Source organism: Pseudomonas sp. HC1(2025) (assembly GCF_058742075.1).
Map to the genome: position 1 here is coordinate 2,953,976 of NZ_CP196017.1, position 24,113 is coordinate 2,978,088.

21 protein-coding genes are annotated in these 24,113 nt (G+C 62.5%); 11 read left to right on the top strand and 10 right to left on the bottom strand.

Going from position 1 to position 24,113, the window contains the following annotated elements; genetic code table 11:
* Window positions 1–23 precede the first annotated feature (23 nt).
* From xylB to ACSSVH_RS13285, 3 genes are all read left to right on the top strand, one after another.
* The gene (gene xylB, locus ACSSVH_RS13275; protein ID WP_492633288.1) at window positions 24–1,505 is read left to right on the top strand and encodes a xylulokinase; all 1,482 of its coding nucleotides are present in this window, start codon (window positions 24–26) and stop codon (window positions 1,503–1,505) included.
* Window positions 1,506–1,517: 12 nt separating this feature from the next.
* Window positions 1,518–2,459, top strand: coding sequence for a carbohydrate kinase family protein (locus ACSSVH_RS13280; protein WP_169951824.1), 942 nt, complete (start codon window positions 1,518–1,520; stop codon window positions 2,457–2,459).
* Between the two features lie 140 nt (window positions 2,460–2,599).
* Window positions 2,600–5,254 carry an autotransporter family protein gene (locus ACSSVH_RS13285; RefSeq protein WP_492633289.1) on the top strand — a complete coding sequence of 885 codons (2,655 nt, stop codon included), beginning with the start codon at window positions 2,600–2,602 and terminating at the stop codon, window positions 5,252–5,254.
* A gap of 4 nt (window positions 5,255–5,258) precedes the next feature.
* On the opposite strand, the gene aqpZ is transcribed toward ACSSVH_RS13285, so the two are convergent.
* Entirely contained in the window at window positions 5,259–5,945 is a 687-nt protein-coding gene (gene aqpZ / locus ACSSVH_RS13290) for an aquaporin Z (RefSeq protein WP_169951828.1), read from the bottom strand.
* Between the two features lie 134 nt (window positions 5,946–6,079).
* Here aqpZ and ACSSVH_RS13295 point away from each other — a divergent pair, with 134 nt between their 5' ends.
* Window positions 6,080–6,460 (top strand): hypothetical protein, encoded by a 381-nt coding sequence (locus ACSSVH_RS13295; protein ID WP_492633290.1) that lies wholly within the window; start codon window positions 6,080–6,082, stop codon window positions 6,458–6,460.
* On the opposite strand, the gene ACSSVH_RS13300 is transcribed toward ACSSVH_RS13295, so the two are convergent.
* Window positions 6,461–6,718: a DUF1652 domain-containing protein gene (locus ACSSVH_RS13300; protein ID WP_169951832.1), complete on the bottom strand. Its 258-nt coding sequence runs from the start codon at window positions 6,716–6,718 to the stop codon at window positions 6,461–6,463. It abuts the gene before it with no gap.
* Window positions 6,719–6,965: 247 nt separating this feature from the next.
* Between ACSSVH_RS13300 and eco the strand changes: the two genes are divergently transcribed.
* Entirely contained in the window at window positions 6,966–7,448 is a 483-nt protein-coding gene (gene eco / locus ACSSVH_RS13305) for a serine protease inhibitor ecotin (RefSeq protein ID WP_170041356.1), read from the top strand.
* Window positions 7,449–7,605: 157 nt separating this feature from the next.
* Here eco and ilvA read toward each other — a convergent pair whose 3' ends face one another.
* Entirely contained in the window at window positions 7,606–8,652 is a 1,047-nt protein-coding gene (gene ilvA / locus ACSSVH_RS13310) for a threonine ammonia-lyase, biosynthetic (RefSeq protein ID WP_492633291.1), read from the bottom strand.
* A gap of 250 nt (window positions 8,653–8,902) precedes the next feature.
* Between ilvA and ACSSVH_RS13315 the strand changes: the two genes are divergently transcribed.
* Together ACSSVH_RS13315 and map are read left to right on the top strand one after the other, a co-directional pair.
* Entirely contained in the window at window positions 8,903–9,103 is a 201-nt protein-coding gene (locus ACSSVH_RS13315; protein WP_169951839.1) for a ParD-like family protein, read from the top strand.
* Entirely contained in the window at window positions 9,103–9,858 is a 756-nt protein-coding gene (map, locus tag ACSSVH_RS13320) for a type I methionyl aminopeptidase (protein ID WP_170041355.1), read from the top strand. The genes ACSSVH_RS13315 and map overlap by 1 nt, the downstream gene beginning before the upstream one ends.
* Before the next feature lie 33 nt (window positions 9,859–9,891).
* Here map and ACSSVH_RS13325 read toward each other — a convergent pair whose 3' ends face one another.
* The gene (locus ACSSVH_RS13325) at window positions 9,892–10,833 is read right to left on the bottom strand and encodes a magnesium transporter CorA family protein (protein WP_170041615.1); all 942 of its coding nucleotides are present in this window, start codon (window positions 10,831–10,833) and stop codon (window positions 9,892–9,894) included.
* Complete coding sequence (locus ACSSVH_RS13330; RefSeq protein ID WP_178123665.1) at window positions 10,827–12,413, bottom strand: RimK family ATP-grasp domain-containing protein; 1,587 nt, start codon at window positions 12,411–12,413, stop codon at window positions 10,827–10,829. Before ACSSVH_RS13330 ends, ACSSVH_RS13325 begins: the two co-directional genes overlap by 7 nt.
* Window positions 12,414–12,505: 92 nt before the next feature.
* Between ACSSVH_RS13330 and ACSSVH_RS13335 the strand changes: the two genes are divergently transcribed.
* The gene (locus ACSSVH_RS13335) at window positions 12,506–13,597 is read left to right on the top strand and encodes a GNAT family N-acetyltransferase/peptidase C39 family protein (protein ID WP_492633292.1); all 1,092 of its coding nucleotides are present in this window, start codon (window positions 12,506–12,508) and stop codon (window positions 13,595–13,597) included.
* On the opposite strand, the gene sfnG is transcribed toward ACSSVH_RS13335, so the two are convergent.
* A complete protein-coding gene (gene sfnG / locus ACSSVH_RS13340; protein ID WP_492633293.1) occupies window positions 13,586–14,695 on the bottom strand; it encodes a dimethylsulfone monooxygenase SfnG in 1,110 nt (369 codons plus the stop codon). The two genes, ACSSVH_RS13335 and sfnG, sit on opposite strands and share 12 nt — an antisense overlap.
* A 273-nt stretch (window positions 14,696–14,968) precedes the next feature.
* Between sfnG and ACSSVH_RS13345 the strand changes: the two genes are divergently transcribed.
* Window positions 14,969–15,748, top strand: a complete 780-nt coding sequence (locus ACSSVH_RS13345) for a TSUP family transporter (protein ID WP_029291538.1) — start codon at window positions 14,969–14,971, stop codon at window positions 15,746–15,748.
* On the opposite strand, the gene nudC is transcribed toward ACSSVH_RS13345, so the two are convergent.
* The 4 genes from nudC to ACSSVH_RS13365 form a co-directional block, all read right to left on the bottom strand.
* Window positions 15,716–16,549: an NAD(+) diphosphatase gene (gene nudC / locus ACSSVH_RS13350; RefSeq protein WP_492633294.1), complete on the bottom strand. Its 834-nt coding sequence runs from the start codon at window positions 16,547–16,549 to the stop codon at window positions 15,716–15,718. The two genes, ACSSVH_RS13345 and nudC, sit on opposite strands and share 33 nt — an antisense overlap.
* A 6-nt stretch (window positions 16,550–16,555) precedes the next feature.
* The gene (locus ACSSVH_RS13355) at window positions 16,556–17,368 is read right to left on the bottom strand and encodes a crotonase/enoyl-CoA hydratase family protein (RefSeq protein WP_169951849.1); all 813 of its coding nucleotides are present in this window, start codon (window positions 17,366–17,368) and stop codon (window positions 16,556–16,558) included.
* 255 nt (window positions 17,369–17,623) lie between these two features.
* The gene (locus ACSSVH_RS13360) at window positions 17,624–18,919 is read right to left on the bottom strand and encodes an ATP-binding protein (protein WP_432754172.1); all 1,296 of its coding nucleotides are present in this window, start codon (window positions 18,917–18,919) and stop codon (window positions 17,624–17,626) included.
* Between the two features lie 4 nt (window positions 18,920–18,923).
* On the bottom strand, window positions 18,924–19,625 hold the full coding sequence (locus ACSSVH_RS13365) for a response regulator (protein ID WP_170057286.1): 702 nt from the start codon (window positions 19,623–19,625) through the stop codon (window positions 18,924–18,926).
* A gap of 198 nt (window positions 19,626–19,823) precedes the next feature.
* Between ACSSVH_RS13365 and ACSSVH_RS13370 the strand changes: the two genes are divergently transcribed.
* Together ACSSVH_RS13370 and ACSSVH_RS13375 are read left to right on the top strand one after the other, a co-directional pair.
* A complete protein-coding gene (locus ACSSVH_RS13370; protein WP_169951855.1) occupies window positions 19,824–20,981 on the top strand; it encodes an efflux RND transporter periplasmic adaptor subunit in 1,158 nt (385 codons plus the stop codon).
* 18 nt (window positions 20,982–20,999) lie between these two features.
* Window positions 21,000–24,092 carry a multidrug efflux RND transporter permease subunit gene (locus tag ACSSVH_RS13375; protein WP_492633295.1) on the top strand — a complete coding sequence of 1,031 codons (3,093 nt, stop codon included), beginning with the start codon at window positions 21,000–21,002 and terminating at the stop codon, window positions 24,090–24,092.
* The last annotated feature ends 21 nt before the right edge of the window (window positions 24,093–24,113 follow it).

Sequence of the window (24,113 nt, forward strand, 5' to 3'; positions counted from 1 at the left end):
CTGTTTTCTGCTGAGTAACCACCATGCCCCGCCAATCTCTGTTTCTAGGTATCGACTGCGGCACCCAAGGCACCAAGGCCATCGTCCTCGACGCCGCCAGCGGCCGGGTGCTGGGCCTGGGCGCCGCGACCCACAGCCTGATCAGCGGCGCCAATGGCCGGCGCGAGCAAGACACCACGCAATGGCTGGACGCCTTTACCCAAGCCACCCACCGCGCCTTGCAGCAAGCCTGTGTGGACGGCCAGGACATTCTCGGCATCGGCGTGTCCGGCCAGCAACATGGCCTGGTGCTGCTCGATGAGCAGGGCCAGGTGCTGCGCCCGGCCAAGCTGTGGTGCGACACCGAGACCAGCGCCGAAAACCTGCGATTGTTGCACTACCTGGGCGGTGAAAGCGGCTCCCTGGAGCGCCTCGGGGTGGCGATTGCGCCGGGCTACACCGTGTCCAAGCTGTTATGGACCCTGGAGCAACACCCGGATGTGTTCGCACGCGTCGCCCATATCCTGTTGCCCCACGACTACCTCAATTATTGGCTCACCGGCCGAGCCTGCGCCGAGTATGGCGACGCCTCGGGCACCGGCTATTTCAATGTCCGCACCCGGCAATGGGACCTGCCATTGCTGCGGCATATCGACCCCAGCGGGCGCCTGGAAGCGGCGCTGCCAACCCTGATAGAAGCCAATCAGGCGCTGGGCACTGTGCTGCCGGCCATCGCCAAGCGCCTGGGGATCAACCCCGGGGCCATTGTGTCCAGTGGCGGCGGCGACAATATGATGGGGGCGATCGGCACCGGCAATATCAAGCCTGGAGTGTTTACCATGAGCCTCGGTTCGTCGGGCACCCTGTATGCGTTTGCCGATCAGCCGACTGTCAGCGCCCAGGCCGCGGTGGCGACATTCTGTTCCTCCAGCGGCGGCTGGCTGCCGCTGATCTGCACCATGAACCTGACCAATGCCACCGGGGTCATCCGTGAGCTGTTCGAGCTGGACCTGGTGGCGTTCAACGCCCTGGTGGCCCAGGCGCCGATTGGCGCCGAGGGCGTCTGCATGCTGCCGTTTCTCAATGGCGAGCGCGTACCCGCCCTGCCCCACGCCACCGGCAGCCTGCACGGCCTGACCATGACCAACCTGACCCGTGGCAACCTGTGCCGCGCGGTGGTCGAAGGCACCACCTTTGGCTTGCGCCAAGGCCTGGACCTGTTGCGCCAGACCGGCCTGCAAAGCCACAGTATCCGCCTGATCGGCGGCGGCTCGAAAAGCCCGGTGTGGCGGCAGATGGTCGCCGATATCATGGACACCGAAGTGATCTGTACCGAACAAAGCGAAGCGGCAGCCCTGGGCGCGGCGATCCAGGCCGCGTGGTGCCAGTCCGGCGAAAGCCTGGAGGGGCTGTGCGCGCGGTGCGTGAGTGTCGACCCGGCCAGTCGCACCCAGCCCGTCGCCGCCAGCGTCAGGGCGTACCAGCAGGCCTATGAACGCTATCAACAGCATGTGGCAACCCTTTAAGAGCGAATAATTATGTATCTGGTGTGTGGCGAAGCGCTGTTTGATTTTTTCAGCCAGGAGGATCCCAGCGGGCAGGCCTCCAAAGTCAATTTCAAGGCGCTTGCCGGCGGTTCGCCGTTCAACGTGGCGGTGGGGCTGCGCCGTTTGGGGATCGAGGCCGGGCTGTTCGCCGGGTTGTCCAGCGACTACCTGGGCCAGCGCCTGCGCCAGGTGCTCGAGGATGAAGGGGTACACGACGAGTACCTGTTGGAGTTTGCCGCGCCGACCACCCTGGCGATGGTCGCCGTGGGTGCCAACGGCTCGCCGCAGTACAGCTTTCGCGGCGAAGGCTGTGCCGACCGGCAGTTGCAGATCGAGCATTTGCCCGCCCTCGATGCGCAGGTACGCGGCCTGCATTTTGGTTCGTTTTCGTTGGTGGTGCAGCCGGTCGCCGATAGCCTGCTGGCCCTGGCCCGCCGGGAAAGCGGCAAGCGCCTGATCAGTCTCGACCCGAATGTACGCCTGAATCCCGAGCCGGATATCGAGGTATGGCGCCAGCGCGTGGCCGAGTGGGTGCAGCATGCCGACCTGATCAAGGTCAGCGATGAAGACCTGCACCTGCTCTACCCAGGCCAGGCCCCCGAAAGCGTGCTGCAAGGCTGGTTGCAGCAGCGCTGCCAACTGGTGTTCCTGACCCGTGGCGGCGATGGCGCGAGCGTGTTCAGCCGCCAGCATGGCAGTTGGTCGGCACCGGCCGTCAAAGTGGTGATGGTCGATACCGTGGGCGCTGGCGATACCTTCCAGGCGGCCTTGATCGCCTGGCTTACCGAGCAGCAGTTGGATTCGGTTGAGGGGGTGCAGGGGCTGGCCCGGGAACAGATCGACAGCATGCTCAAGTTCGCCATTCGCGCCGCCGCGCTGACCTGTGGCAAGACCGGGCCAGACCTGCCCTATCGCCAGCAATTAAACGCTTAGATACAGGCATAACTGCACAGTGCCATCACTGCAGGCCACGGATTTCGTGGCTTTCAGCCTTGCCTTAAACATTGCGATTCATCCCAGGCTGTACTAGACCCTAGTTACGTATATTTTTCCTACATGGGCAGGGATGATCGATGAGCAATGAACGGACTTTTTTCAAGCCAGCCGTTTTTGTAGTCGGCATTCTTTCACTCCAGACTCCTGCCCAGGCCGCATGCGTCCTCACCCCAGGCAGTGGCGACGACAGCTATACCTGCGACAGCGGCACCTCGGCAGGCGGCCTGACCGACGTATCCGGCAACAACAGCCTGACGCTGCCCACGGGGGGCTCCGGCACCGTCAATGGCAATGTGCTGTTCGGGCCGGGCGTCGATGGGGTCCAGATGAACTCCGGCAGCATCGTCGGCTCGGTGACCCAGGGCGACGGCGCCGATCGCTTCCAGATCAACGCCGGGACCGTCACCGGGGCAGTCTCCCAGGGCAACGGCATCGATGACTTTGTGATGGGCGGCGGGCAGATCCAGTCCCTGGCCCAGGGCGATGGGCGCGACACCTTCACCATGACCGGCGGCACCATCGTCGGCGCCTTTGAAGACGGCGATGTGGCCAGCCAGAGCGCCGGGACCATCGGCCGGGTGGACATGAAGCTGGACAACAACATCTATGACCTGTCCGGTGGCGCAATCCTCGGCAACCTGGTGACTGGCTTTGGCACCGACCGGATCAGCGTGTCCGGCGGCACCATTGGCGGCAACATCAGTGTCAGTGGCGGCAACGACACCCTTCTCGTCAGCGGCGGCGTGATCAACGGCGAGATCCGCGCCAGCCTCGGCAACGACACCTTCGAGTGGCGTTCGGGCGGCGTGATCAAGTCTGCGGTGCTGATGGGCGACGGTGACGACACGGCATTGCTGGCCAACCTCAACGAAACCCTGCTTGGCAGCACCCCCTCGATTGACGGTGGCCTGGGCAATGATCGCTTGACCTTCGACAACACCACCTCAGGCAATGCTGGCCGCTATATCGGCTGGGAAACCTTCGACCTCAACAATGGCTCGCGCCTGGACCTGACGCAGGATCTGTTCCTGGGGGACAACACCAGCGGCACCGGGGTGTTGTCCATCGATAACAGCAGTGTGCTGGCGGTGACCCAAGGCAGTATCCGGCCCTACACCGCAGGCCAGTTGGCCACCCTGAACAATGCCGGGACCATCGACATGGCCAGCGCCAGCAACAGCGCCACGGATTCGTTGACGGTGCACGGCAACTATGTCGGTAACAACGGCCAGTTGTGGCTGCAAACGGTGTTGGGCGACGAGACCTCGGCCACCGACAAGCTGCTGGTGTCCCAGGGCACGATCAGCGGTAACACCCAGTTGGCCGTGAGCAACCTGGGTGGCCTGGGTGGGCTGACCCGCAACAATGGGATTGAAGTGGTGCAGGCGCTCAATGGCGCGACCAGCAGCAGCGACGCGTTTGCCCTCAAAGGCGCGGTGTCGGCCGGGGCCTATGAGTACTTCCTGTTCAAGGGTGGCGTGACGGCCGGTTCGGAGAACAGTTGGTATCTACGCTCTTCCGTGGTGGCCGTGCAGCCACCCGCCGTGCCCACGCCGCCGGTGGTGCCACCGGTGATCGTGCCAGAACCCCCTATCCCGGCCGTGCCTCCGGTGGTCGGCCCCGACGAGCCTTTGGTCGAACCCCCTACCGCGCAGCCCGTGGCTCCCGTCGAGCCTGCGCCGCCACCACCGACCCAGGTCCCGGCCGAGGTCTCGCCAACCCCTGCCGACTCCACACCGCCCCTGCCCACCGCCGTGGCCGGCGCCGAGCCGATCCCGCTGTATCGCGTCGAGGTGCCGGTGTACTCGGTGGTGGTTCCGGCGGCCCAGCGCATGACCTTGCAGGCGCTTGGCACGTTCCATGACCGCCAGGGCGAGCAAAGCCTGTTGGGCGAGACCGGCACCGCCCCGGCTGGCTGGGGCCGGGCCTATGGCAGTGACTTCAAGCAGAGTTGGTCCGGCACGGTGTCTCCGAGTTTCGACGGTTCCGTCAAGGGTTATCAGGTGGGCCATGATCTCTATGCCTGGGCCACCGATGGCGGGCAACTCCAGCGCCTGGGGCTGTTTATCGGGCAGAGCCGCCTGCAGGGTGACGTCAAAGGCTTTGCCCTGGGTTTTGAAGACCAGCGTTCCGGGCAAGTCAAACTCACCGGCGACAACGTCGGTGCTTACTGGACGTTGACCGATCCCAAGGGCTGGTACGTGGACCTGGTGGCCATGGGCACGCGCCTGGACGGTGACAACAAATCCGAGCGCGGGATAAAGATGGATACCAAAGGCCATGCGCTGGCCCTGTCTGCGGAGGCGGGCTACCCGTTCGCCGTTTCCGCGAACTGGGTGGTGGAGCCACAGGCCCAGGTGATCCACCAACAGATTGACCTCGATCGCCAGAATGACGGGATCTCCAGTGTGTCCTTCGACTCCCAGGATTACTGGACCGGGCGCGTGGGTGCCCGCTTGAAAGGTCGCTACCTGCTGCAAGACACCCCCGTTGAACCCTACCTGCGGGTCAACGCCTGGCGCACGTTCGGTGGCAGCGATACGGTGACTTACGATGACATTGATCGGATCAAGACTGACCACAAGTCAGCCTATGCCGATCTGGGCGTCGGCGTGGTCGCCAAACTGTCCGCCAGCGTCAGCGTGTACGTGGCCGCCGACTACAGCACCCAACTGGACACCAACACCCTGGAGGGCGTGAGCGGCAATGCCGGCATCCGCATGAGCTGGTAGCGGCTCACGGCCGCTCCCGTACGGCCCTGGCCACCATGGCCCCAAGGATGCCCCCGGCCAGGGGCACCAGCCAGAACAGCCAGAGTTGCTTCAGGTAATCGGCGCCGGCAAACAGTGCCGGGCCGGTGCTGCGGGCCGGGTTGACCGAGGTGTTGGTCACGGGGATCGACACCAGGTGAATCAGGGTCAGCGTCAAGCCGATGGCTATCGGCGCAAACCCGGGCGCGGCCCCGGGCGCTGTCACCCGCATGACGATAAACACCAGGAAGAAGGTGCCCACGCTTTCCACCACCACCGCGGCCAGCAGGCTGTACTGCCCCGGGCTCAAGGCGCCATAGCCATTGGCGGCGAACTCGCCGATTTCAAACCCCGGCCGGCCACTGGCGACCAGCGCGAGGATCGCCGCCGCAACCGTCGCCCCGGCGACCTGGGCAATGATGTAGGGCAACACATCCATTGCCGGTAGACGCCCTGCGACCCACAAGCCAACGGTGATCGCCGGGTTGAAATGCGCACCACTGATACTGCCTACCGCGTAGGACATGGTCAGCACACTCAGGCCAAACGCCAGCGCTACCCCCGCAAACCCGATGCCCAGGCCGGGAAACGCGGCCGACAGGATGGCGCTGCCACAGCCGCCGAACGTCAACCAGAAGGTGCCGAGAAACTCTGCTGCGATTTTTTGTTGCACGCACTACCTCAGCCACTGCCGACAGATTTGGCGAAACACTAGCAGCGAGATGGGAACGTGCCGTATCGGATTTGTCTGAGGCTTGCCGCACAGCTTATTCTTGGGCCCTTCTGAAACGGCCGAAAGGACTCGCCATGCGCCTCAGCTTCCACTCACTCGCCACCTTCACTGCCGTGCTATGCCTGGCCCTGGCGATTACCTGGGGTGTGCGGCCCGACCTGCTGCTGTGGCTCTGGGGGGTGCAATACACCGATGCCAGCGGCCTGGTGGCGCGCCGCAATGCCATGCTGTTCCTGGCAATCGGCATCATGTTTTATCGCCTGCGTCATACCGCCCCGTCACCCACGCGCAGCGCGCTGGTGTCCGGCTTTATTGTCGGTTGCCTGGGGTTGGCCGCATTGGGGATGGGCGAATGGCTCAATGGGCATGCTGGCCCGGGGATTCTGTTGGCCGTGGGCACGGAGCTGGTGCTGGGCCTGGGGTTTATCCAGGCCCGCAAGCCCAACGTGGGCTGATCAGTAGAGCCTGGCGCCGGCCCTGCGCGGGGCGGGTGCGTGGGCGTGATGGAGGTCTCCACGCAGCGTCGTGATCAAGTTACAGATGGCACGACTGCTGTCGAGTTTATCGGCCTGGATGCCGGTGACAGTCATGTTGGTGCCATCGTCGTCGTAGATTCTGATGGTCAACGACGCATCCTGGGCCTTGATGCATTCACAACGCCTGGGCAGGAAGCTTCCTTCAATAAGGCCGCGTAGTTCCAATTCCGAAAGCATGGCTGAACCTCTCCTTTTTTTGAGACCGCCAATGAATTTTTATAGCTATCAATAGTCTGACCGCTGCCTTGCCAACCCTGGCAGGCACGTTCCATTGCAAAGCCTACTCCTTGTGTTTTTTGGCGTAGGATCCTTTCCTCATAAGCACCAGCAACCCTTATATAAGTTGCTGCTGGTTTGCACGGCCGGACGTTGGCGTGCAGCGTGGCAGTGACCGTTTCAGCGCCCCCCAAGATAAGGACGTCCCATGACTTCTTCTGCACTCAACATCCTTTGCGTACTGGCCATGAGCATGTTGGCCGCCCAGGCCCATGCCGCCAAGCTTGAAGATATCGCGCCCTACCCCAAGGCCGATGCCGGGCAGGTTCGCCAGGTCATCCACTTGCCCGCAAAGCCCCAGGAGCAGGACTTCAAGGTCGAAATCCTCGCCGGTAAAACCTTGCCTGTGGACTGCAACCAGCAGCGACTGGGTGGTGTACTGGAAGAGAAAAACCTCGAGGGTTGGGGTTATCCGTTCTACCGCCTGGAGAAGGTCAGCGGCCCCATGAGCACCATGATGGCCTGCCCCGGCGGCAAGACCCGCGAGGACTTTGTGCCGGTGGTCGGCGACGGTTTTGTGCTGCGCTACAACAGCAAGTTACCCATCGTTATATATGTTCCAAAAGATGTCGAAGTGCGTTACCGCATCTGGTCGGCATCGAGCACCGTCGAGAAGGCCAGGGTGCAGTAGCGCCTCACATCAAATGTGGGAGCGGGCTTGCTCGCGAAAGCGGTAGGTCAGTCAACATCAATGTTTGCCGGGCCGACGTCTTCGCGGCGATGCGGCGATCCGACAAGCCCGCTCCCACAATGGACGAGGTGTAGTTGCTGGCGCCATCGTAGCCTCGCTAACGCTCGACAACGCCTACATTCAGGCTGTGCTGTTGCGCCGCCACTCGCTCAGCCACGTGGCGCAGGCTATCGAAGTTGATGTTGGCCCCGGAGTTGATCGCCACCAGCGTCTGCCCCCGGGCCCCGGTGCGTGTCACATAGCGGCGGATCCCGGCAACCGCCAGGGCACCGGAGGGCTCGGTGATGGAGCGAGTGTCGTCGTAGATCAGCTTGATGGCGCTGCACAGTTCATCGTTGCTGACGGTGATCACTTCATCGACATGCTCGCGGCAGATTTCAAAGCCGTAGGCGCCGATCTGCGCCACTGCGGTGCCATCGGCAAAGCTGTCGACGCTGGGCAATATCACCCGCTCGCCTGCACGCAAGGCCGCCAGCAGGCAACTGGAACCTTCAGGCTCCACGCCTATGACCCGCACTTGCGGGCGCAAATACTTGATGTAGGCCGCGATGCCGGCGATCAAGCCACCACCGCCCACGGGCACGAAGATCGCGTCCAGTGCACCTTGTTGCTGGCGCAGGATTTCCATGGCAACGGTGCCCTGCCCCGCGATCACGTCGGGATCATCGAACGGCGACACAAAGGTCGCGCCCGACTGTTCGGCCAACTGCAACGCGTGGGCCAGGGCGAACGGGAAACTGGCGCCGTGCAACACCGCGTCGGCGCCCCGCGAACGCACGCCAAGTACTTTCAATTCGGGTGTGGTGCTGGGCATCACAATCGTCGCCTTGATCCCCAACTCGCGCGCCGCCAATGCCACGCCCTGGGCATGGTTGCCTGCCGAGGCGGTGATCACCCCGCAGGCTTTTTGCGCCTCGCCAAGCTGCACCAGCTTGTTGTAGGCGCCGCGAATCTTGAAGGAAAACGTCGGCTGCAGGTCTTCGCGCTTGAGCAGGATCTGATTGCCAAGCAACGCCGACAGCGCCGGGGCGGCCTGCAACGGCGTGCGTACCGCCAGGTCGTAGACCGGCGCGGCGAGGATTTTCTTCAAGTAATGCTCAAGCAATCCATCGTCGGCGGTGGACTGCGGCAGCGGGCTACTCATGGGTGTCTCCTGGCGTTTGACAGAGCCCTGGAGACGGAAAAACAAAACCCGCCTCTAGGGCGGGTTTGGGTACAGCCGAACGCTATCCCGCCAAATGAGGAATGGCGGTAATAATGCTTGGCTGGGAACGATAGGTTTGTAATGTCATGCAACAAAACTAACCGCCGGTCCTGGGCAAGTCAACACCGGGGTTTACGAGCGATATACGAAACGTATACGCTTTGTATATAAACCCTACACAGTGAACCCCATGGGCATCGTCAAGATCACCGACCAACTGCATGAACAAATCCGACTGGCCAGCGCCACGATGGACCGCTCCATCAACGCCCAGGCGGAGTTCTGGATCAAGATCGGCCTGCTGGCCGAACTCAATCCGCACCTGGCCTACAACGACCTGATCAACAAACTGTTGCTCGACAAGCCCGACCTGATCCGGGGGCGCAGCTGATGATCAAGACCCCTGCACAGATTGCCGTGATGCGCGAAGCCGGGCGCCTGCTGGGCCAGGTGTTCACTATGCTCGACAGCCGCGTCGCGGCCGGCCAGACCACCCTGGAACTGGATGCAGCCGTCGAGGCATTTATCCGCCAGGACCTGCAAGCCCGCCCCGCCAGCCTGGGGCAGTACGACTACCCCTTCAGCATCAACACCTCCATCAACGAGGTGGTGTGCCATGGCATGCCAAGTGCCAAGGACGTGTTGAAGGATGGCGATATCGTCAATATCGACATCACCCTGGAAAAAGGCGGCTTTATCGCCGACTCCAGCAAGATGTACATGATCGGAGCCGTCGCGCCCAAGGCCCGGCGCCTGGTGGAGCAGACCTTCGAGGCGATGTGGGCCGGTATCCGCCAGGTCAAGCCCGGCGCCCGCCTGGGGGATATCGGCCATGCGATCCAGAGCCACGCCCAGGCCAATGGCTACAGTGTGGTGCGCGAGTATTGCGGGCATGGGATTGGCCGGGAAATGCATGAAGAGCCGCAAATCCTGCACTTCGGCCGCCCAGGCACCGGCCTGACCCTGCGCGAAGGCATGGTGTTCACCATCGAGCCGATGCTCAACCAGGGCAGCGCCAAGGTGCGCAGCCTCAAGGATGGCTGGACCGTGGTGACCCGTGACAACAGCCTGTCGGCCCAGTGGGAACATACGGTGGCCGTCACCGCAGAGGGTTTTGAAGTATTGACCCTGCAGGCCGGCGCCTAAGCCCGCCTGCACCGGCGCGAATGCGGGGCCCGGTCACCCCGCTTTGCCGCCGCCCCTGGCAATCCGCCGCAGCCCCAGCACCATCCCCGCCGCGCCCAACGCCATTGCCAGCAAAAACAGCGGGTACGCCACCCACCACGGCGTCCCCGCCGTCATCATGCTGAACTCGGACATGCCGCCAATGCTGGCAATCAGGTTCAGCGGCAGGAACACCACGTTGATCAGCGTCAGCTTGCGCAGCAGGTTGTTCATGCTGTTGTTCATCAGGTTGCCCCGGGCATCGATCAGCCCGGAGAACACGTTGGAGTAGATCTCCGCCTGCTTGTAGCACTGGTTGTTCTCGATGATCAGGTCGCCGATCAGGCCCAGGGTCTGCGCGCTGAAGTGTTCTTTTTCGCCGTGGTTGCGCAAGCGCGTCAAGACCGCGCCATTGCTGTGCAGCGCGTTGATGTAATAGATCAGGCTCTCGCTGAGGCTGAACATCTGCATCAGGTGGCGGTTGCTCATGGAGGCGTTGAACTGCTGCTGCAACTCGCGGGCGACCAGCTTGATCACCTTGAGGTGGCCCAGGTAGTGGTGGATGTTGTTCAGCAGCAGGTCCAGCAACACGTCCAGCGGTGTATGCAGCGGTCGGCGCGCGCCGAGGCCCGACAACTGGCTGTCGTCGGTAGCAATCACCAGCAGGCGGTCGGGGGAAAACAGCAAGCCACAGGACGACACTTCAAACACCAGGTTGCTGCCCCCGGAGTAGTTTTGCGGGCGCTTCCAGATCAGAAACAGGTTGTCTGGGTGGAATTCGATGCGCGACACCTCGTCCGGGTCCAGTGCCGACGCCAGCGCGTGCTCATCGACTTTATAGCGCTCGCGCAGCAATTCACGCTCATCGCTGTCGGGGTTGTTGAACAGCAGGATCTCGGCATTGTCGCGCTCGGTGCGGCGCAGCGCACCCTCGTTGAGCTCAAAGCAGATCACCAGACCTGGCCCTGGCGTTTGAGCTCCAGGCGGCGCACGAACTCTTCCAGCACCAGGGAGTACAGGTCGTCCTGCAAGTAGGCGTCTTCGATCCCGGCGTCCATGTTCGGGTTGTCGTTGACCTCGATCACCACCACTTTGTCGCCGGACTGCTTCAAGTCCACGCCGTACAAGCCATCGCCGATCAGGTTGGCGGTCTTGACTGCCAGTTCCACGACGGCCTTGGGGGCCTCGTGCACCGCCAGGGTCCGGCATTCGCCGTTGATATCCTGGCCGATGGCCTTGTGGTTGTAGATCTGCCAGTGGCCCTTGGACATGAAGTATTGGCAGGCAAAGATCGGCTTGCGGTTGAGTACGCCAATGCGCCAGTCGTACTCGGTATAGAAAAACTCCTGGGCCAGCAGCAGCACCGAGTGTTCGAACAGCTCGGCCGTGGCGGCCAGCAGCGCCTCCTGGCTTTCCACTTTGATCACCCCTCGGGAGAAACAACCGTCGGGGATTTTCAGCACCAGAGGAAAGCCCAGGCGCTCGCCGACCCGTTCGAAATCTTGCGGTCGCTCCTTGTACAGAATTTCGGTGGCGGGCATGCCCAACTGATGGCTCTTGAGCATATCCGTGAGGTAGACCTTATTGGTACAGCGCAGGATCGACGCCGGGTCATCCATTACCACCAGCCCTTCACTCTCGGCTTTCTTGGCGAAGCGGTAGGTATGGTTGTCGACACTGGTCGTCTCGCGAATCAACAAGGCGTCGTATTCGGCCAGCCGCGCGTAGTCCTTGCGTTCGATCAACTCCACATCGATCCCCAGGCCCTTGCCCACCCGCACGAAATTTTCCAAGGCCTTGGCATTGGACGGCGGTAATTGCTCCTGGGGATCATGCAGGATCGCCAGGTCATAACGGGCCAGCCGCCGCGAACGGGGTTGGCGCCAGATCCGGCGACTGAAGTTGTCCAGGGCATGGGCGAATTGATCTTCCTGATCATCGCGCAACTTATGTAAGACTCCAGACTTGATACCTTCGATATGCCAGCCGTTATGTTTACGAAACTCAACTAACAGGATCGGACACGGGAAAGCCTCAAATAACTGCCGGGCCAAATCCTGCAACGGTTCAATATTGGTCCGACCGAAATAAAGTGTCAGGGTAAAACCTTCGGTATTGCTGTAAAGGTGATGACTCAACGCTTTATCGAGGGTTTTATCCAGGTCATCCAGGGCCAGGCCATACAAGGATTTCTTTGTCAGCTCGCTGATGGTGCGCACCGACGGAATCACCTTGTGCCCCCGCGCCTCGGCCAGCAGCGAGCAGTAGTAACCATGCCCCAGGTACTTGTAGCTGCGGCACAGGTTGATCACCTGGACCCGTTTGCCCGCCTCGTTTTCCCGGGAGTGTTCGAGGTATTCCTGGGCGGTGACTATATCTTCGCTAGGGAAGTACGAGGCCCAGTCTTCCTTGCGTTCAACAATAATCACGACTTGGCTTGGGCTCTTGGGCGGGGTAGAAAAATATCCGCTGGAAGTTATTGTCGCCGCGACGGTTTGCTCGGATACTTCTCGCCAATGACTTTGTACCGCTGACATATTGATTGATCCGCTAGAGAACTTGACCTTTTCTATTAAGCACGATCTTTCACAGAAGTCTCGTTTAGTTACGCAACTTTTACGGCGGTTATATGACTCTTTCCTTTCGCGTTGCAACCCTCGAAGACTTGCCAGCATTGGTAACGTTGGAGCAGCACTGTTTCACCACTGACCGGCTGTCTGCCCGCAGTTTCCAGTGGATGATCAGCCGTGCCCACGCGCAGTTGCTGGTGGCCGAAAATGCCCGGCAATTGGTCGGTTATGCCCTGGTGCTGTTCCATCGCGGCACCTCGTTGGCGCGCCTGTACTCCCTGGCCATTGCCGCGCCGGCCCGGGGCATGGGCCTGGGCCGGCAGTTGCTGGCGCGCATCGAAGCCTGCGCCGTGGCCCACGACTGTGCGTACCTGCGCCTTGAGGTGCGCACCGATAACCCAGGCGCCATCGCGTTGTATGAGCGCGCTGGCTACCGGCGTTTTGCCCTGATCAACGACTATTACGCCGACCATACCGACGCCCTGCGCCTGGAAAAACGTATCCTCCAGCCCGCGCACGCCCGCGCCTTGAGTGTCCCCTACTACCAGCAGACCACTGACTTTACCTGCGGCGCTGCCTGTTTGCTGATGGCCATGGGGGCCCTGTTACCTGGACGTGAGTCGCTGCGCCGCGAAGAACTGCAGATCTGGCGCGAAGCAACCACCGTGTTCATGACCGCCGGCCACGGCGGTTGCAGCCCCCAGGGCCTGGCCCTGGCCGCGTGGCGCCGGGGGTTTGCTGTACGCATGCAGGTCAACGTGCGTGGGCCGCTGTTTCTCGATGGCGTGCGCAACCTGCATAAAAAAGAGGTGATGCGCCTGGTGCATGAGGGATTCGCGGATGAGTTGGCCCGCAGCAATGTGCAGCAGGTATTTGGCGGTGCGCTGGACCTGCCGCAGGTCCTGGACGGCGGCGGCCAGCCGCTGGTGCTGATCAGCAGTTACCGGCTGACGCGCTCCAAGTCACCGCATTGGGTGATCGTGACCGACTGCGATCAAGAGTTTGTCTACCTGCATGATCCCGACGTGGACCATAGCCAGCACCGCCAGCCCATGGACTGCCAGCACCTGCCGGTCAGCCATGGGGAGTTCGAGCGGATGTGCCGCTTTGGCAACAACCAACTGCGTGCGGCAGTGGTGCTATACCGGTAACGCCGCCTTGGCGCTGCCGGCCGCCGCGGCCTTGGCTTCCAGCTCGCGCACCAGGGGCAGCACGCGCTGGCCAAAATACGCCACCTCCTCCTGAAAATGCAGGAAGCCCGCCAGCACCAGGTCTACCCCCACGGCCTTGAGCGCGACGATGCGCTCGGCGATCTGCCGGGGCGTGCCGATCAGGTTGGTCTTGAAACCGTCGTTGTACTGCACCAGGTCAGCGAAGCTGGACTTGGCCCAGTTGCCCTCACCTTCAGGCGATGCCTTGCCTGCTTGCCTGGCCGCATCACCAAAGGCGTTGACCGCGTCCGGGTCGGCCTTGTCGATGATTTCGGCCAACACCGCCTGGGCTTCTTCTTCGGTGTCACGGGCGATCACAAATGCGTTGACCCCGATCTTGACCGAGTGGTTATTGGCGGCGGCCTTGGCCCGGATGTCATCGACCTGGGCCTTGATCCCCTGCGGCGTATTGCCGTTGGTGAAATACCAGTCCGACACCCGCGCCGCCATATCCCGTGCCGCACGGGAACTGCCACCCTGGAAAATCTCCGGGTGCGGTTGCCCCAGGGGCTTGGGCTTGAGGGTGTAGTTGTTGAAACGGTAGAAATCACCCTTGAAGGTAAAGTCATCCTGGGTCCAGATACCCTTCAGGGCACGGATGAATTCTTCGGAGCGCCGATAGCGCTCGTCATGCTCCAGCCAGTGCTCGCCAATGGCCTGGAACTCGCCCTTGAACCAGCCACTGACGATGTTCACCGCCACCCGGCCATCGGTCAGTTGATCGATGGTGGCCAGCTGCTTGGCCGCCAACGCCGGCTGCCAGGGGCCCGGCAGGATCGCCGCGATCACCTTCAGTTTGTGGGTGGCGGCCAGCAGCGCGTGGCTGAAGGCCACGGATTCATGCTGGTATTCGGCACCGTAGCCGGCAGTGAAGCGGATTTGCGTCAAGGCGTACTCAAACCCCGCCTCCTCGGCCAGTTGGGCCAGCTTGCGGTTGTAGTCGATGCCCCAGTCGGTACGTTGTTCGACCTTGCTGACCACCAGGCCACCACTGACATTGGGCACCCAATAGGCAAATTTCACGGCTTGCTGAGTCATGGCTCGGTACCTCGCACACAAAGATTGTGCAAGTGGTGGAGCAGCAAGCGTGCCAGTGTGGGCCAAGCCACGTGGCACGGGCGTTTGGCCCCTGCGAGCCTGGGCCGGGCAATGTTGCCTTGGTGGATGGTTTGTTGGATCACTGTTGCTGGCACAACACCTACCGCACCTGCGCGGGTGTGTCGCAACAGTCGCCCTGACAATCGGTTATAGGTAAGCTATCGGACTTTCGCGCAGCCCCTTTCTGCGCCTCGCCGAAAATAAGTCGCCTCCATGCCTTTTGAACTCAGCGTTGACCTCACCACCCTGGCCATCCTCGCCGTGGTTGCCTTTATTGCCGGTTTTATCGACGCCATTGCCGGCGGTGGCGGCTTGCTCACCACCCCGGCCCTGCTCACCGCCGGCATGCCGCCCCACCTGGTGCTGGGCACCAACAAACTGAGTTCGACCTTCGGCTCGGCCACCGCCAGCTTTACCTTCTACCGGCGCAAGCTGTTCCACCCGCGCCAATGGGTGCATGCCATCGTCGGCACGCTGGTCGGCGCACTGGTCGGGGCCGTCGTTGCCCATTACTTGCCCGCCGAGTGGCTGAACAAGATGCTGCCGGTGATCGTCTTTGCCTGCGGCATCTACCTGTTGTTTGGCGGCACGCCCAAGGCGCCGCTGGACGCCGATGCGCCGATCAAGAAGAAATGGCAGTCGACCCAAGGCTTCGGCCTGGGTTTCTATGATGGTGTGGCGGGCCCCGGCACCGGGGCGTTCTGGACCGTCAGCACGCTGCTGATGTACCCGGTGGACCTGGTCAAGGCCAGCGGCGTGGCGCGCAGCATGAACTTCGTCAGCAACGCGGCGGCGTTATCGGTGTTTATCTTCAACGGTTCGGTGGACTGGATTGTCGGCCTGAGCATGGGCCTGTCGGTGATGGTGGGCGCGTTCTTTGGCGCTCGCAGTGCCATCAGCGGCGGCGCCAAATTCATTCGCCCGGTGTTTATCACCGTGGTCCTCGGCCTGACCGTGCGCCTAGCCTGGCAGCACTGGTTCAGCGTGGCCTAGACGGCGCGCCACATACAGGTCGATGAGGTAGCGGGCAATCGAGCGCGAGGCCGGCAGCGGCGGCAACTGGTGGATGCTGAACCACTGCGCATCTTCAATCTCATCGGCCTGGGGTACGATCTCGCCCCCGGCGTACTCGGCGTGAAAGCCCAGCATCATGGAATGGGGGAACGGCCAGCACTGGCTGCCCACGTACTGGATGTTCTGCACTTCAACCTGCACTTCCTCGCGCACTTCGCGGATCAGGCAGTCTTCGGCAGACTCCCCGGGCTCGGCAAACCCGGCCAGGGTGCTGTAGACCCCAGTGACGAAACGCGGCGAACGGGCCAGCAGAATCTCATCGCCACGGGTGATCAGCACAATCATGCTCGGTGAAATACGCGGGTAACTGCGCAGGTCGCACGCCTTGCAGAACATCGCGCGCTCGCGGGGTACCTGCACCATCGCCTGCCCGCAACTGCCGCAAAAGCGGTGCTCGCGGGCCCAGGTGCCGATTTGCGCGGCATAGCCCAGGACTTTGTACAGGCGGTGATCGCCTTGCAGCATAAAGGCCCGCAAGCCTTGCCAACGGCAACCTGGCACGTCGCCGGGGCTATTCAGCTCCAGCAGATACACAGGCTCGCCGTCCAGATGGCCAATGCCATGCTCGGCCAATACTGGCAGGTCCTGGCGCTTGAGCCACTCCCTGGGAAACAGCGGCCCGTTGTCATCCACCAAAAAGCCTTCGCGGCTGCGGGCCACAGCCCAGCCGCCGGGGGCGTCGTTGTCCAGCAGCGTTGTGGTAATCCAGCCTGGGGTCATGTTCAGTCAATCCACGAATTCGGGTTTCTGCTTACTCATATGGGCCGCAATGGCCACGCGCAGGTCGTTGGATTGCAACATAGCAGCGTTCCAGGTGGCAACGTATTCCAGGCCGTCGTTGATGCTGTGGTCACGCATGTAGCTGATCATGGCCTTGGTGCCGGTCACGGCAATCGGCGATTTGGCGGCGATTTGCGCGGCAAGGTCCATCACCCCGGCCAGCAGGCTTGCGTGGTCGGCAAAGGTCCGGTTGACCAGGCCGATGCTGCGCGCTTCTTCGGCGCCAAAGGTGCGCCCGGTGTAGGCCAGTTCGCGCAGCATGCCGTCGCCGATGATGCGTGGCAGGCGTTGCAGGGTGCCGACGTCGGCGGCCATGCCGATGTCGATTTCCTTGATCGAGAATTGCGCATCGTCAGCGGCGTAACGCATGTCGCAGGCGCTGATCAGGTCGATGGCGCCACCGATGCAGTAGCCCTGGATCGCCGCCAGCACCGGCTTGCGGCAGTTATCCACGGCGTTGAACGAGGCTTGCAGTTGCAGGATCTTGCGCCGCAGCAGGCGCGCATTGCGCCCCACGTCCTTGCCAAACTCATTGGCCACCGAGGCCAGCATCATCAGGTCGATGCCCGAGGAAAAGTGCTTGCCCGCACCACTCAACACCACTGCGCGCACCGCGTCGGTGTCGTCGATCCATTGGAAAATCTCGATGATTTCGCTCCAGAACGCCGCGTTCATGGCGTTGATTTTTTCTGGGCGATTGATCTGCACATGGGCGACGTTGCCGTGGAGTTCGACGACAAAGGCTTGGTATTCGGACATGGCAGTGATCCTTGGCTGGCGGCTGATAAGGGCCGAACTATAGCAAGGGTGCGTCAGGGGCGGTAAGGCTGCGCATATGCCAAAAGCAGGACTGCAGAAAAACACCCATCCATGTGGCAGCGGGCTTGTGTGGGAGCCGGCTTGCTCGCGAAAGCAGTGGGTCAGTCAACATCAATGTTCGCTGGGCCGACGTCTTCGCGGCGATGCGGCGATCCGACAAGCCCGCTCCCACACAAGCCCACTCTAGACAGACAGTCAGGTAGGCAGCCACAGCCGTAGGCGTGCGCCGCCCAGTGGCGAGGCCTGGGCGGTGAGTGTGCCGCCCTGTGCTTCGACGGCCCGGCGGCTGATCGCCAGGCCCAGGCCGAAGCCACCGGTGGCGCGGTCGCGGCTGCGGTCCAGGCGGTAGAACGGTTCGAAAATCCGCGCACGCTGCTCTTCGGGGATGCCGATGCCGTCGTCATCCACCCAGATTTCGCAGCCCTTGGCGCAGACCTTGACGCCAATCTGGATGCGCCGCTCGCAATAGCGCATGGCATTGCGCAGCAGGTTTTGCAGGGCGCGGGCGGTGAGGCGTGGGTCGAGGGTAAAACGCTCCACGGCGCAGTCCAGCACCACATCAATCACAATCTCGGGGTTCTCCAGTTCGTCGTCGATGCTGCCCAGGATGCTGTCGATAAACTCATCCAGCACCACTTCCACCCGTTCGGGCAGTTGTGCCGGATTTTGCAGACGGCTGTAGGACAGCAGTTCCAGCACCAACTCATCCAGCTCGCGGATGTGCGCCACCAGGCCTTGCAGGCGTTCGCGGCTGGCGGCCGGTTGGTCTTCGGACAGCGCCAGGGCCAGGCCGAAGTCCAGGCGGGTCAGCGGGGTACGCAGTTCGTGGGACACGGCGTTGAGCAAGTCACGCTGCTGGTTGAGCAGGTGTTCGATGTCATTGGCCATGGTGTCGAACACCGCCGCCAGGCTGCCGATGTTGGAGCTGGGCGGAATGTGCGTGCGTTCTTCCAGATGACCACGGCCCAGTTGCGCGGCCGTGGTCTTGAGGCGTTCCAGGTCGCGCCAGTGCGGGCGCAGCCACAGCAACAGGCCTCCCAGCAGCGCCGCGCCGATCAGTACGTTCATGGTCCAGTACAGCAGGTTCATGTCCAGCGGGTCGGGCGGGATGGTCAGCTTGACCGCCAATTGGTCATTGAGCGGCGAGCTGATTTCTTCCATCCAGCCCCACTCCCCCAGGCGGATGACCGGTTTGCCCTGCTCCAGCAACCGCTCCTCGGCCGGCGTATAGCGGGCATCCTGGCGATGCAGCAATTGCACCTTCAAGGGCGCAAAGTCCCGGGCCAACTGGTCGGTGACCTCGGACCAGCGCTCCACCGGCCGGCTGTGGTACTGACGCACGATCAGGCTCTGCAAGCCCCGGGATTGCTCGAGGTTGTAGTTCATGTAGCGATGATGGAAGACCTCGATGATGCCCATGGGAATCAGGTAGATCGCCGCGCTGTAGGTCACGATGGTCAGCAGGTAGAGACGGATCAGGAGCCGGAACATGCTGTCAGCATTCCCACTCGGAACGGCTGAACAGGTAACCCTTGCCCCACACCGTCTTGATCTTGCGCGCCTCGCCGGCATGGTCGTCGAACTTGCGCCGCAGCTTGGAAATGGCCACATCCACTGAGCGGTCGGTGCCGTTGAACTCGATGCCCCGCAGGCGCTGCAGGATCTGGTCGCGGCTGAGCACTTCACCGGCATGCCGGGCCAGCACCACCAACAGGTTGTATTCACCGCTGGACAGCTCCACCGCCTGGTCGCGCCAGGTCACGGCGCGCTCCGACAGGTCGATGCACAGATTGCCCATGATGATCTGGTCATTGGCCGCCTGTGGCTCGCTGAGGCTGCTGCGGCGCAACAGAGTGCGCACCCGGGCCAACAGCACCCGTGGCTCGCAGGGCTTGGTCACGTAGTCATCGGCGCCCATCTCCAGGCCCAGCACCTGGTCATGGCTGTCATCGCGGGCGGTGAGCATCAGGATCGGCAGGCCGGCCGAGTCGGCGCGCAGCAGGCGGCAGACTTGCAGGCCATCCAGGCCCGGCAGCATCAGGTCGAGGATCACCAGGTCCGGTGGGTTGAGCCTGGCCCGCTCGCGTACGTGGTCGCCACGGCTGAGCACATTGACGTGATAGCCATTGCGTTCAAGGTAACTGGCAATCAGCTCGGACAGCGCGGCGTCGTCTTCGACCAGGAGGATGTTGGGCATGGTGCTTCCAAATAATACAGTTTCACATTAGATCGTCATTGATCAGAAGAGCTTGTTAGGATCCACGGCCGTAAAGGATATACGCAGGCGCCTCGGCGTGCGCCGTACCTTACATTTCTTCACACACCACCTACACAGCTTCACAGCACCGAGCCGGGGGCGTCCGTAGGATGCGCCAGTCAATATTGGGATAAGAGCATGTCAAAGAATCTGTTTGCGCCGTTTTGCCTACTGGCACTGACGTTGGCCCTGGGTGCCTGTGGCAACTCTGCGGACGACGCCCCGCAAATGCCCCTGGCCAAGGTACGGATCGAAACCCTCGAAGCCAAACCCCTGTCCATCAGCAGCGAGCTGAGCGGACGGATTGCCGCGCCACGCATTGCCGAAGTGCGCGCACGGGTCGCAGGCGTGGTATTGCAACGGGTGTTCAACGAAGGCCATGACGTCAAGCAGGGCGACGTGCTGTTCCGTATTGACCCGGCGCCGTTCAAGGCCGACCTCGACAGTGCCCAGGCCAGCCTGCGCAAGGCTGAGGCCAATGCCTTCCAGGCGCGTCTGCAAGAGCAGCGCTATAGCCAACTAGTCGAAGGCAATGCCATCAGCGCCCAGGACTACGACAACGCCCGCGCCGCCGCCCGGCAAACCGCCGCTGAGGTCGCGGCCAACCAGGCAGCGGTGCAGCGTGCCAAGCTCAACCTCGGCTATGCCACCGTCACCGCGCCGATCTCCGGGCGTATCGGCCGTGCGCTAGTGACCGAAGGCGCGCTGGTGGGCCAGAACGAAGCCACGCCCATGGCCGTGATCCAGCAGTTGGACCCGATCCACGCCGACCTCACCCAGTCCACCCGCGAACTCAATGACCTGCGCCGCGCCTTCCGCGCCGGGCATTTGAAGCAAGTGGGCCAAAACCAGGCCAAGGCCACGCTGATTCAGGATGACGGCAGCCTCTACCCGCTGCCGGGCAAGTTGCTGTTCGCGGAAATTTCCGTAGACCCCGGCACCGGGCAGATCATCCTGCGCAGCGAATTCCCCAACCCGGACCTCGACCTGTTGCCCGGCAGCTTTATCCGTGTGCGCCTGGAGCAGGCCGTCGACCAGCAAGGCCTGAGCGTGCCGCAGCGCGCAATCACCCGCGACAGCGCCGGCATCCCCATGGTGTTGCTGGTGGATGCCGAGCAGAACGTCAGCCAGCAACCGGTGGAATTGGGCGCAGCGGTCAATGATCGTTGGGTGGTCAACAGCGGCTTGAAGGCCGGGGACCGCATCATCGTCGAAGGCCTGCAACATGCGCGCCCCGGTGAAAAAGTCGAAGTGGATGCCAGCACCGCGCCTGTCGCCCAGGCAGCCGGCCAGTAATCATAGGGATCAGAGACAATGCCGCAGTTCTTTATTGACCGCCCGATCTTCGCCTGGGTGGTCGCCCTGTTTATCCTGCTGGCCGGCGCCCTCGCCATCCCGCAGTTGCCCGTGGCGCAGTACCCCAACGTCGCGCCACCGAAAGTGGAAATCTATGCGACGTACCCCGGTGCGTCGGCGCAGACCCTGGACGAAAGCGTGGTCAGCCTGATCGAGCAGGAGCTCAACGGGGCCGACCACCTGTTGTATTTCGAATCCCAGAGCAGCCTCGGCTCGGCCACCATCACCGCGACCTTCCAGCCGGGAACCAACCCGGAAATGGCCCAGGTCGATGTGCAGAACCGTCTCAAAGCCGTAGAGCCGCGCCTGCCGCAAGCGGTGACCCAGCAAGGCCTGCAGGTGGAGAAAGTGTCTGCCGGCTTCCTGCTATTGGTAACCCTGACCTCCAGTGACGGCAAGCTCGACGACGTGGCGCTCAGCGACTACCTGGCGCGCAACGTGATGAACGAGCTCAAGCGCCTGGACGGTGTGGGCAAGGCGCAACTGTATGGCGCCGAGCGGGCGATGCGGATCTGGATCGATCCGCAGAAACTCATTGGTTTCAACCTGACCCCGGCCGACGTCAACGCCGCGATTACCGCGCAGAACGCCCAGGTTTCGGCCGGCAGCATCGGTGATTTGCCAGGCACCAATACCCAGGAAATCACCGCGTCGATTCTGGTCAAGGGCCAGCTCTCCACCCCCGCCGAATTTGCCGACATTGTGCTCAAGGCCAACCCGGACGGTTCCACCGTGCGCATTGGTGATGTGGCGCGGGTCGAGGTCGGCAGCCAGGAGTACCAGTTCTCCACGCGTTTGAACGGCAAGCCTTCCACCGCCGTCAGCGTGCAGCTGTCGCCCGGCGCCAATGCCTTGAGCACCGCGACCCTGGTGCGGGCTAAGATGGATGAGCTGTCGCGCTACTTCCCGGCCAACGTCGAGTACAAGATCCCGTACGACACCTCGCCGTTCGTCAAGGTCTCGATCACCAAGGTGATCTACACCCTGCTGGAGGCGATGGCGCTGGTGTTTGCGGTGATGTTCCTGTTCCTGCAGAACATCCGCTACACCCTGATCCCGACGCTGGTGGTGCCGATTGCACTGATGGGCACCTTCGCCACCATGCTGTTACTGGGTTTCTCGATCAACGTGCTGACCATGTTCGGCATGGTGCTGGCCATCGGCATCCTGGTGGACGATGCGATTGTGGTGGTGGAGAACGTCGAGCGGATCATGGTCACGGAGGGCCTGTCGCCCAAGGAAGCCACACGCAAGGCCATGGGCCAGATTACCGGGGCGATCATCGGCATTACCCTGGTGCTGGTGGCGGTGTTCCTGCCGATGGCCTTTATGCCGGGTTCGGTTGGGGTGATCTACCAGCAGTTCTCGCTGTCGATGGCCACCTCGATCCTGTTCTCGGCGTTTCTTGCCCTGTCCTTGACCCCGGCCCTGTGCGCCACGTTGCTCAAGCCAATTGCCAAGGGCGAGCACCATGCCAAGGGCGGGTTCTTTGGTTGGTTCAACCGGCGCTTTGAACAACTGACCGACCGCTACGAAGGCTGGGTTGCCTATGCCCTCAAGCGCAGCGGCCGCTACCTGCTGATCTACCTGGTCCTGCTGGTAGGCCTGGGCTTCCTGTTCAGCCGCCTGCCCGCCTCGTTCCTGCCAGTGGAAGATCAGGGCTACACCATCACCGATATTCAGTTGCCGCCAGGCGCGAGCAAGAACCGTACGGTGCTGGTGGCCGAGCAGATCGAGGCGCACAACGCCACCGAGCCGGGCGTCGGTGATACGACGATGATCATGGGCTTCAGCTTCTCCGGCTCCGGGCAGAACGCGGCGCTGGCGTTTACCACGCTTAAGGACTGGTCCGAGCGCAGCAGCGACGATTCGGCGGCCTCGATTGCCGATCGCGCCAACATGGCCTTTACCGAACTCAAGGATGCGATGGCCTATGCCGTGCTGCCGCCACCGGTGGATGGCCTGGGCACCTCCAGCGGCTTTGAGTTCCGTTTGCAGGACCGTGGCGGCGTGGGCCATGCCGCATTGATGGCGGCGCGTACCGAGCTGCTGGCGGCGGCGGAAAAAAGCCCGATCCTGGCCAATGTGCGCGAAAGCGCCCTGGCCGAGGCGCCGCAAGTGCAGTTGGAGGTGGACCGCAAGCGGGCCAACGCCCTGGGCGTGTCGTTTGCCGATGTGGGCAATATCCTGTCTTCGGCCGTTGGCTCGGCCTACATCAACGACTTCCCCAACCAGGGCCGCATGCAGCGCGTGGTGATGCAGGCCGAAGGCGACCAGCGCAGCCAGGTCGAAGACCTGATGAAGATCCATGTGCGCAACAACGCCGGGAAGATGGTGCCGCTGTCGGCGTTTGTCCAAGCGCGCTGGGTCCAGGGCCCGGCGCAGTTGACCCGTTACAACGGTTACCCGGCCATCGCTATTTCGGGTGAAGCTTCACCGGGTCATAGCACCGGCGAGGCAATGGAAGAAATCCAGCGTCTGGTCAGCCAATTGCCAGCGGGCCTGGGCCAGGAATGGACCGGGTTGTCGTTGCAGGAGCGCTTGTCGGGTTCCCAGGCGCCGCTGCTGCTGATGCTGTCGCTGCTGGTGGTGTTCCTGTGCCTGGCAGCGCTGTATGAAAGCTGGTCGATCCCCACTTCGGTGCTGCTGGTGGTGCCACTGGGGGTATTGGGCGCGGTCATGGCGGTGTCACTGCGCGGCATGCCCAACGATGTGTTCTTCAAGGTCGGCCTGATCACGATCATCGGACTGTCAGCGAAAAACGCGATCCTGATCATCGAGTTTGCCAAGGACTTGTATGACCAGGGCGAAGACTTGGTCGAGGCGACATTGAAGGCTGCTCGCTTGCGTCTGCGACCGATCATCATGACTTCGCTGGCGTTTATCCTGGGCGTGGTGCCGTTGGCGATTGCCACCGGCGCCAGTTCGGCGAGCCAGCAGGCGATTGGTACTGGGGTGATCGGCGGGATGATCACTGCGACGCTGGCGGTGGTGTTTGTGCCGGTGTTCTTTGTGGTCGTCATGAAACTGGTGCGCAAACGCAAAGATTGATACCCCCCCTGTAGGGGCCGG

Coding starts and splice junctions, on each gene's coding strand:
- ilvA (WP_492633291.1), bottom strand. CDS start 8,652: ATGAGTAGCCCGCTGCCGCAGTCCACCGCCGACGATGGATTGCTTGAG.
- ACSSVH_RS13315 (WP_169951839.1), top strand. CDS start 8,903: ATGGGCATCGTCAAGATCACCGACCAACTGCATGAACAAATCCGACTG.
- ACSSVH_RS13335 (WP_492633292.1), top strand. CDS start 12,506: ATGACTCTTTCCTTTCGCGTTGCAACCCTCGAAGACTTGCCAGCATTG.
- ACSSVH_RS13345 (WP_029291538.1), top strand. CDS start 14,969: ATGCCTTTTGAACTCAGCGTTGACCTCACCACCCTGGCCATCCTCGCC.
- sfnG (WP_492633293.1), bottom strand. CDS start 14,695: ATGACTCAGCAAGCCGTGAAATTTGCCTATTGGGTGCCCAATGTCAGT.
- ACSSVH_RS13295 (WP_492633290.1), top strand. CDS start 6,080: ATGCGCCTCAGCTTCCACTCACTCGCCACCTTCACTGCCGTGCTATGC.
- ACSSVH_RS13330 (WP_178123665.1), bottom strand. CDS start 12,413: ATGTCAGCGGTACAAAGTCATTGGCGAGAAGTATCCGAGCAAACCGTC.
- ACSSVH_RS13300 (WP_169951832.1), bottom strand. CDS start 6,718: ATGCTTTCGGAATTGGAACTACGCGGCCTTATTGAAGGAAGCTTCCTG.
- map (WP_170041355.1), top strand. CDS start 9,103: ATGATCAAGACCCCTGCACAGATTGCCGTGATGCGCGAAGCCGGGCGC.
- ACSSVH_RS13365 (WP_170057286.1), bottom strand. CDS start 19,625: ATGCCCAACATCCTCCTGGTCGAAGACGACGCCGCGCTGTCCGAGCTG.
- ACSSVH_RS13370 (WP_169951855.1), top strand. CDS start 19,824: ATGTCAAAGAATCTGTTTGCGCCGTTTTGCCTACTGGCACTGACGTTG.
- ACSSVH_RS13375 (WP_492633295.1), top strand. CDS start 21,000: ATGCCGCAGTTCTTTATTGACCGCCCGATCTTCGCCTGGGTGGTCGCC.
- eco (WP_170041356.1), top strand. CDS start 6,966: ATGACTTCTTCTGCACTCAACATCCTTTGCGTACTGGCCATGAGCATG.
- nudC (WP_492633294.1), bottom strand. CDS start 16,549: ATGACCCCAGGCTGGATTACCACAACGCTGCTGGACAACGACGCCCCC.
- ACSSVH_RS13360 (WP_432754172.1), bottom strand. CDS start 18,919: ATGTTCCGGCTCCTGATCCGTCTCTACCTGCTGACCATCGTGACCTAC.
- xylB (WP_492633288.1), top strand. CDS start 24: ATGCCCCGCCAATCTCTGTTTCTAGGTATCGACTGCGGCACCCAAGGC.
- ACSSVH_RS13280 (WP_169951824.1), top strand. CDS start 1,518: ATGTATCTGGTGTGTGGCGAAGCGCTGTTTGATTTTTTCAGCCAGGAG.
- ACSSVH_RS13285 (WP_492633289.1), top strand. CDS start 2,600: ATGAGCAATGAACGGACTTTTTTCAAGCCAGCCGTTTTTGTAGTCGGC.
- ACSSVH_RS13355 (WP_169951849.1), bottom strand. CDS start 17,368: ATGTCCGAATACCAAGCCTTTGTCGTCGAACTCCACGGCAACGTCGCC.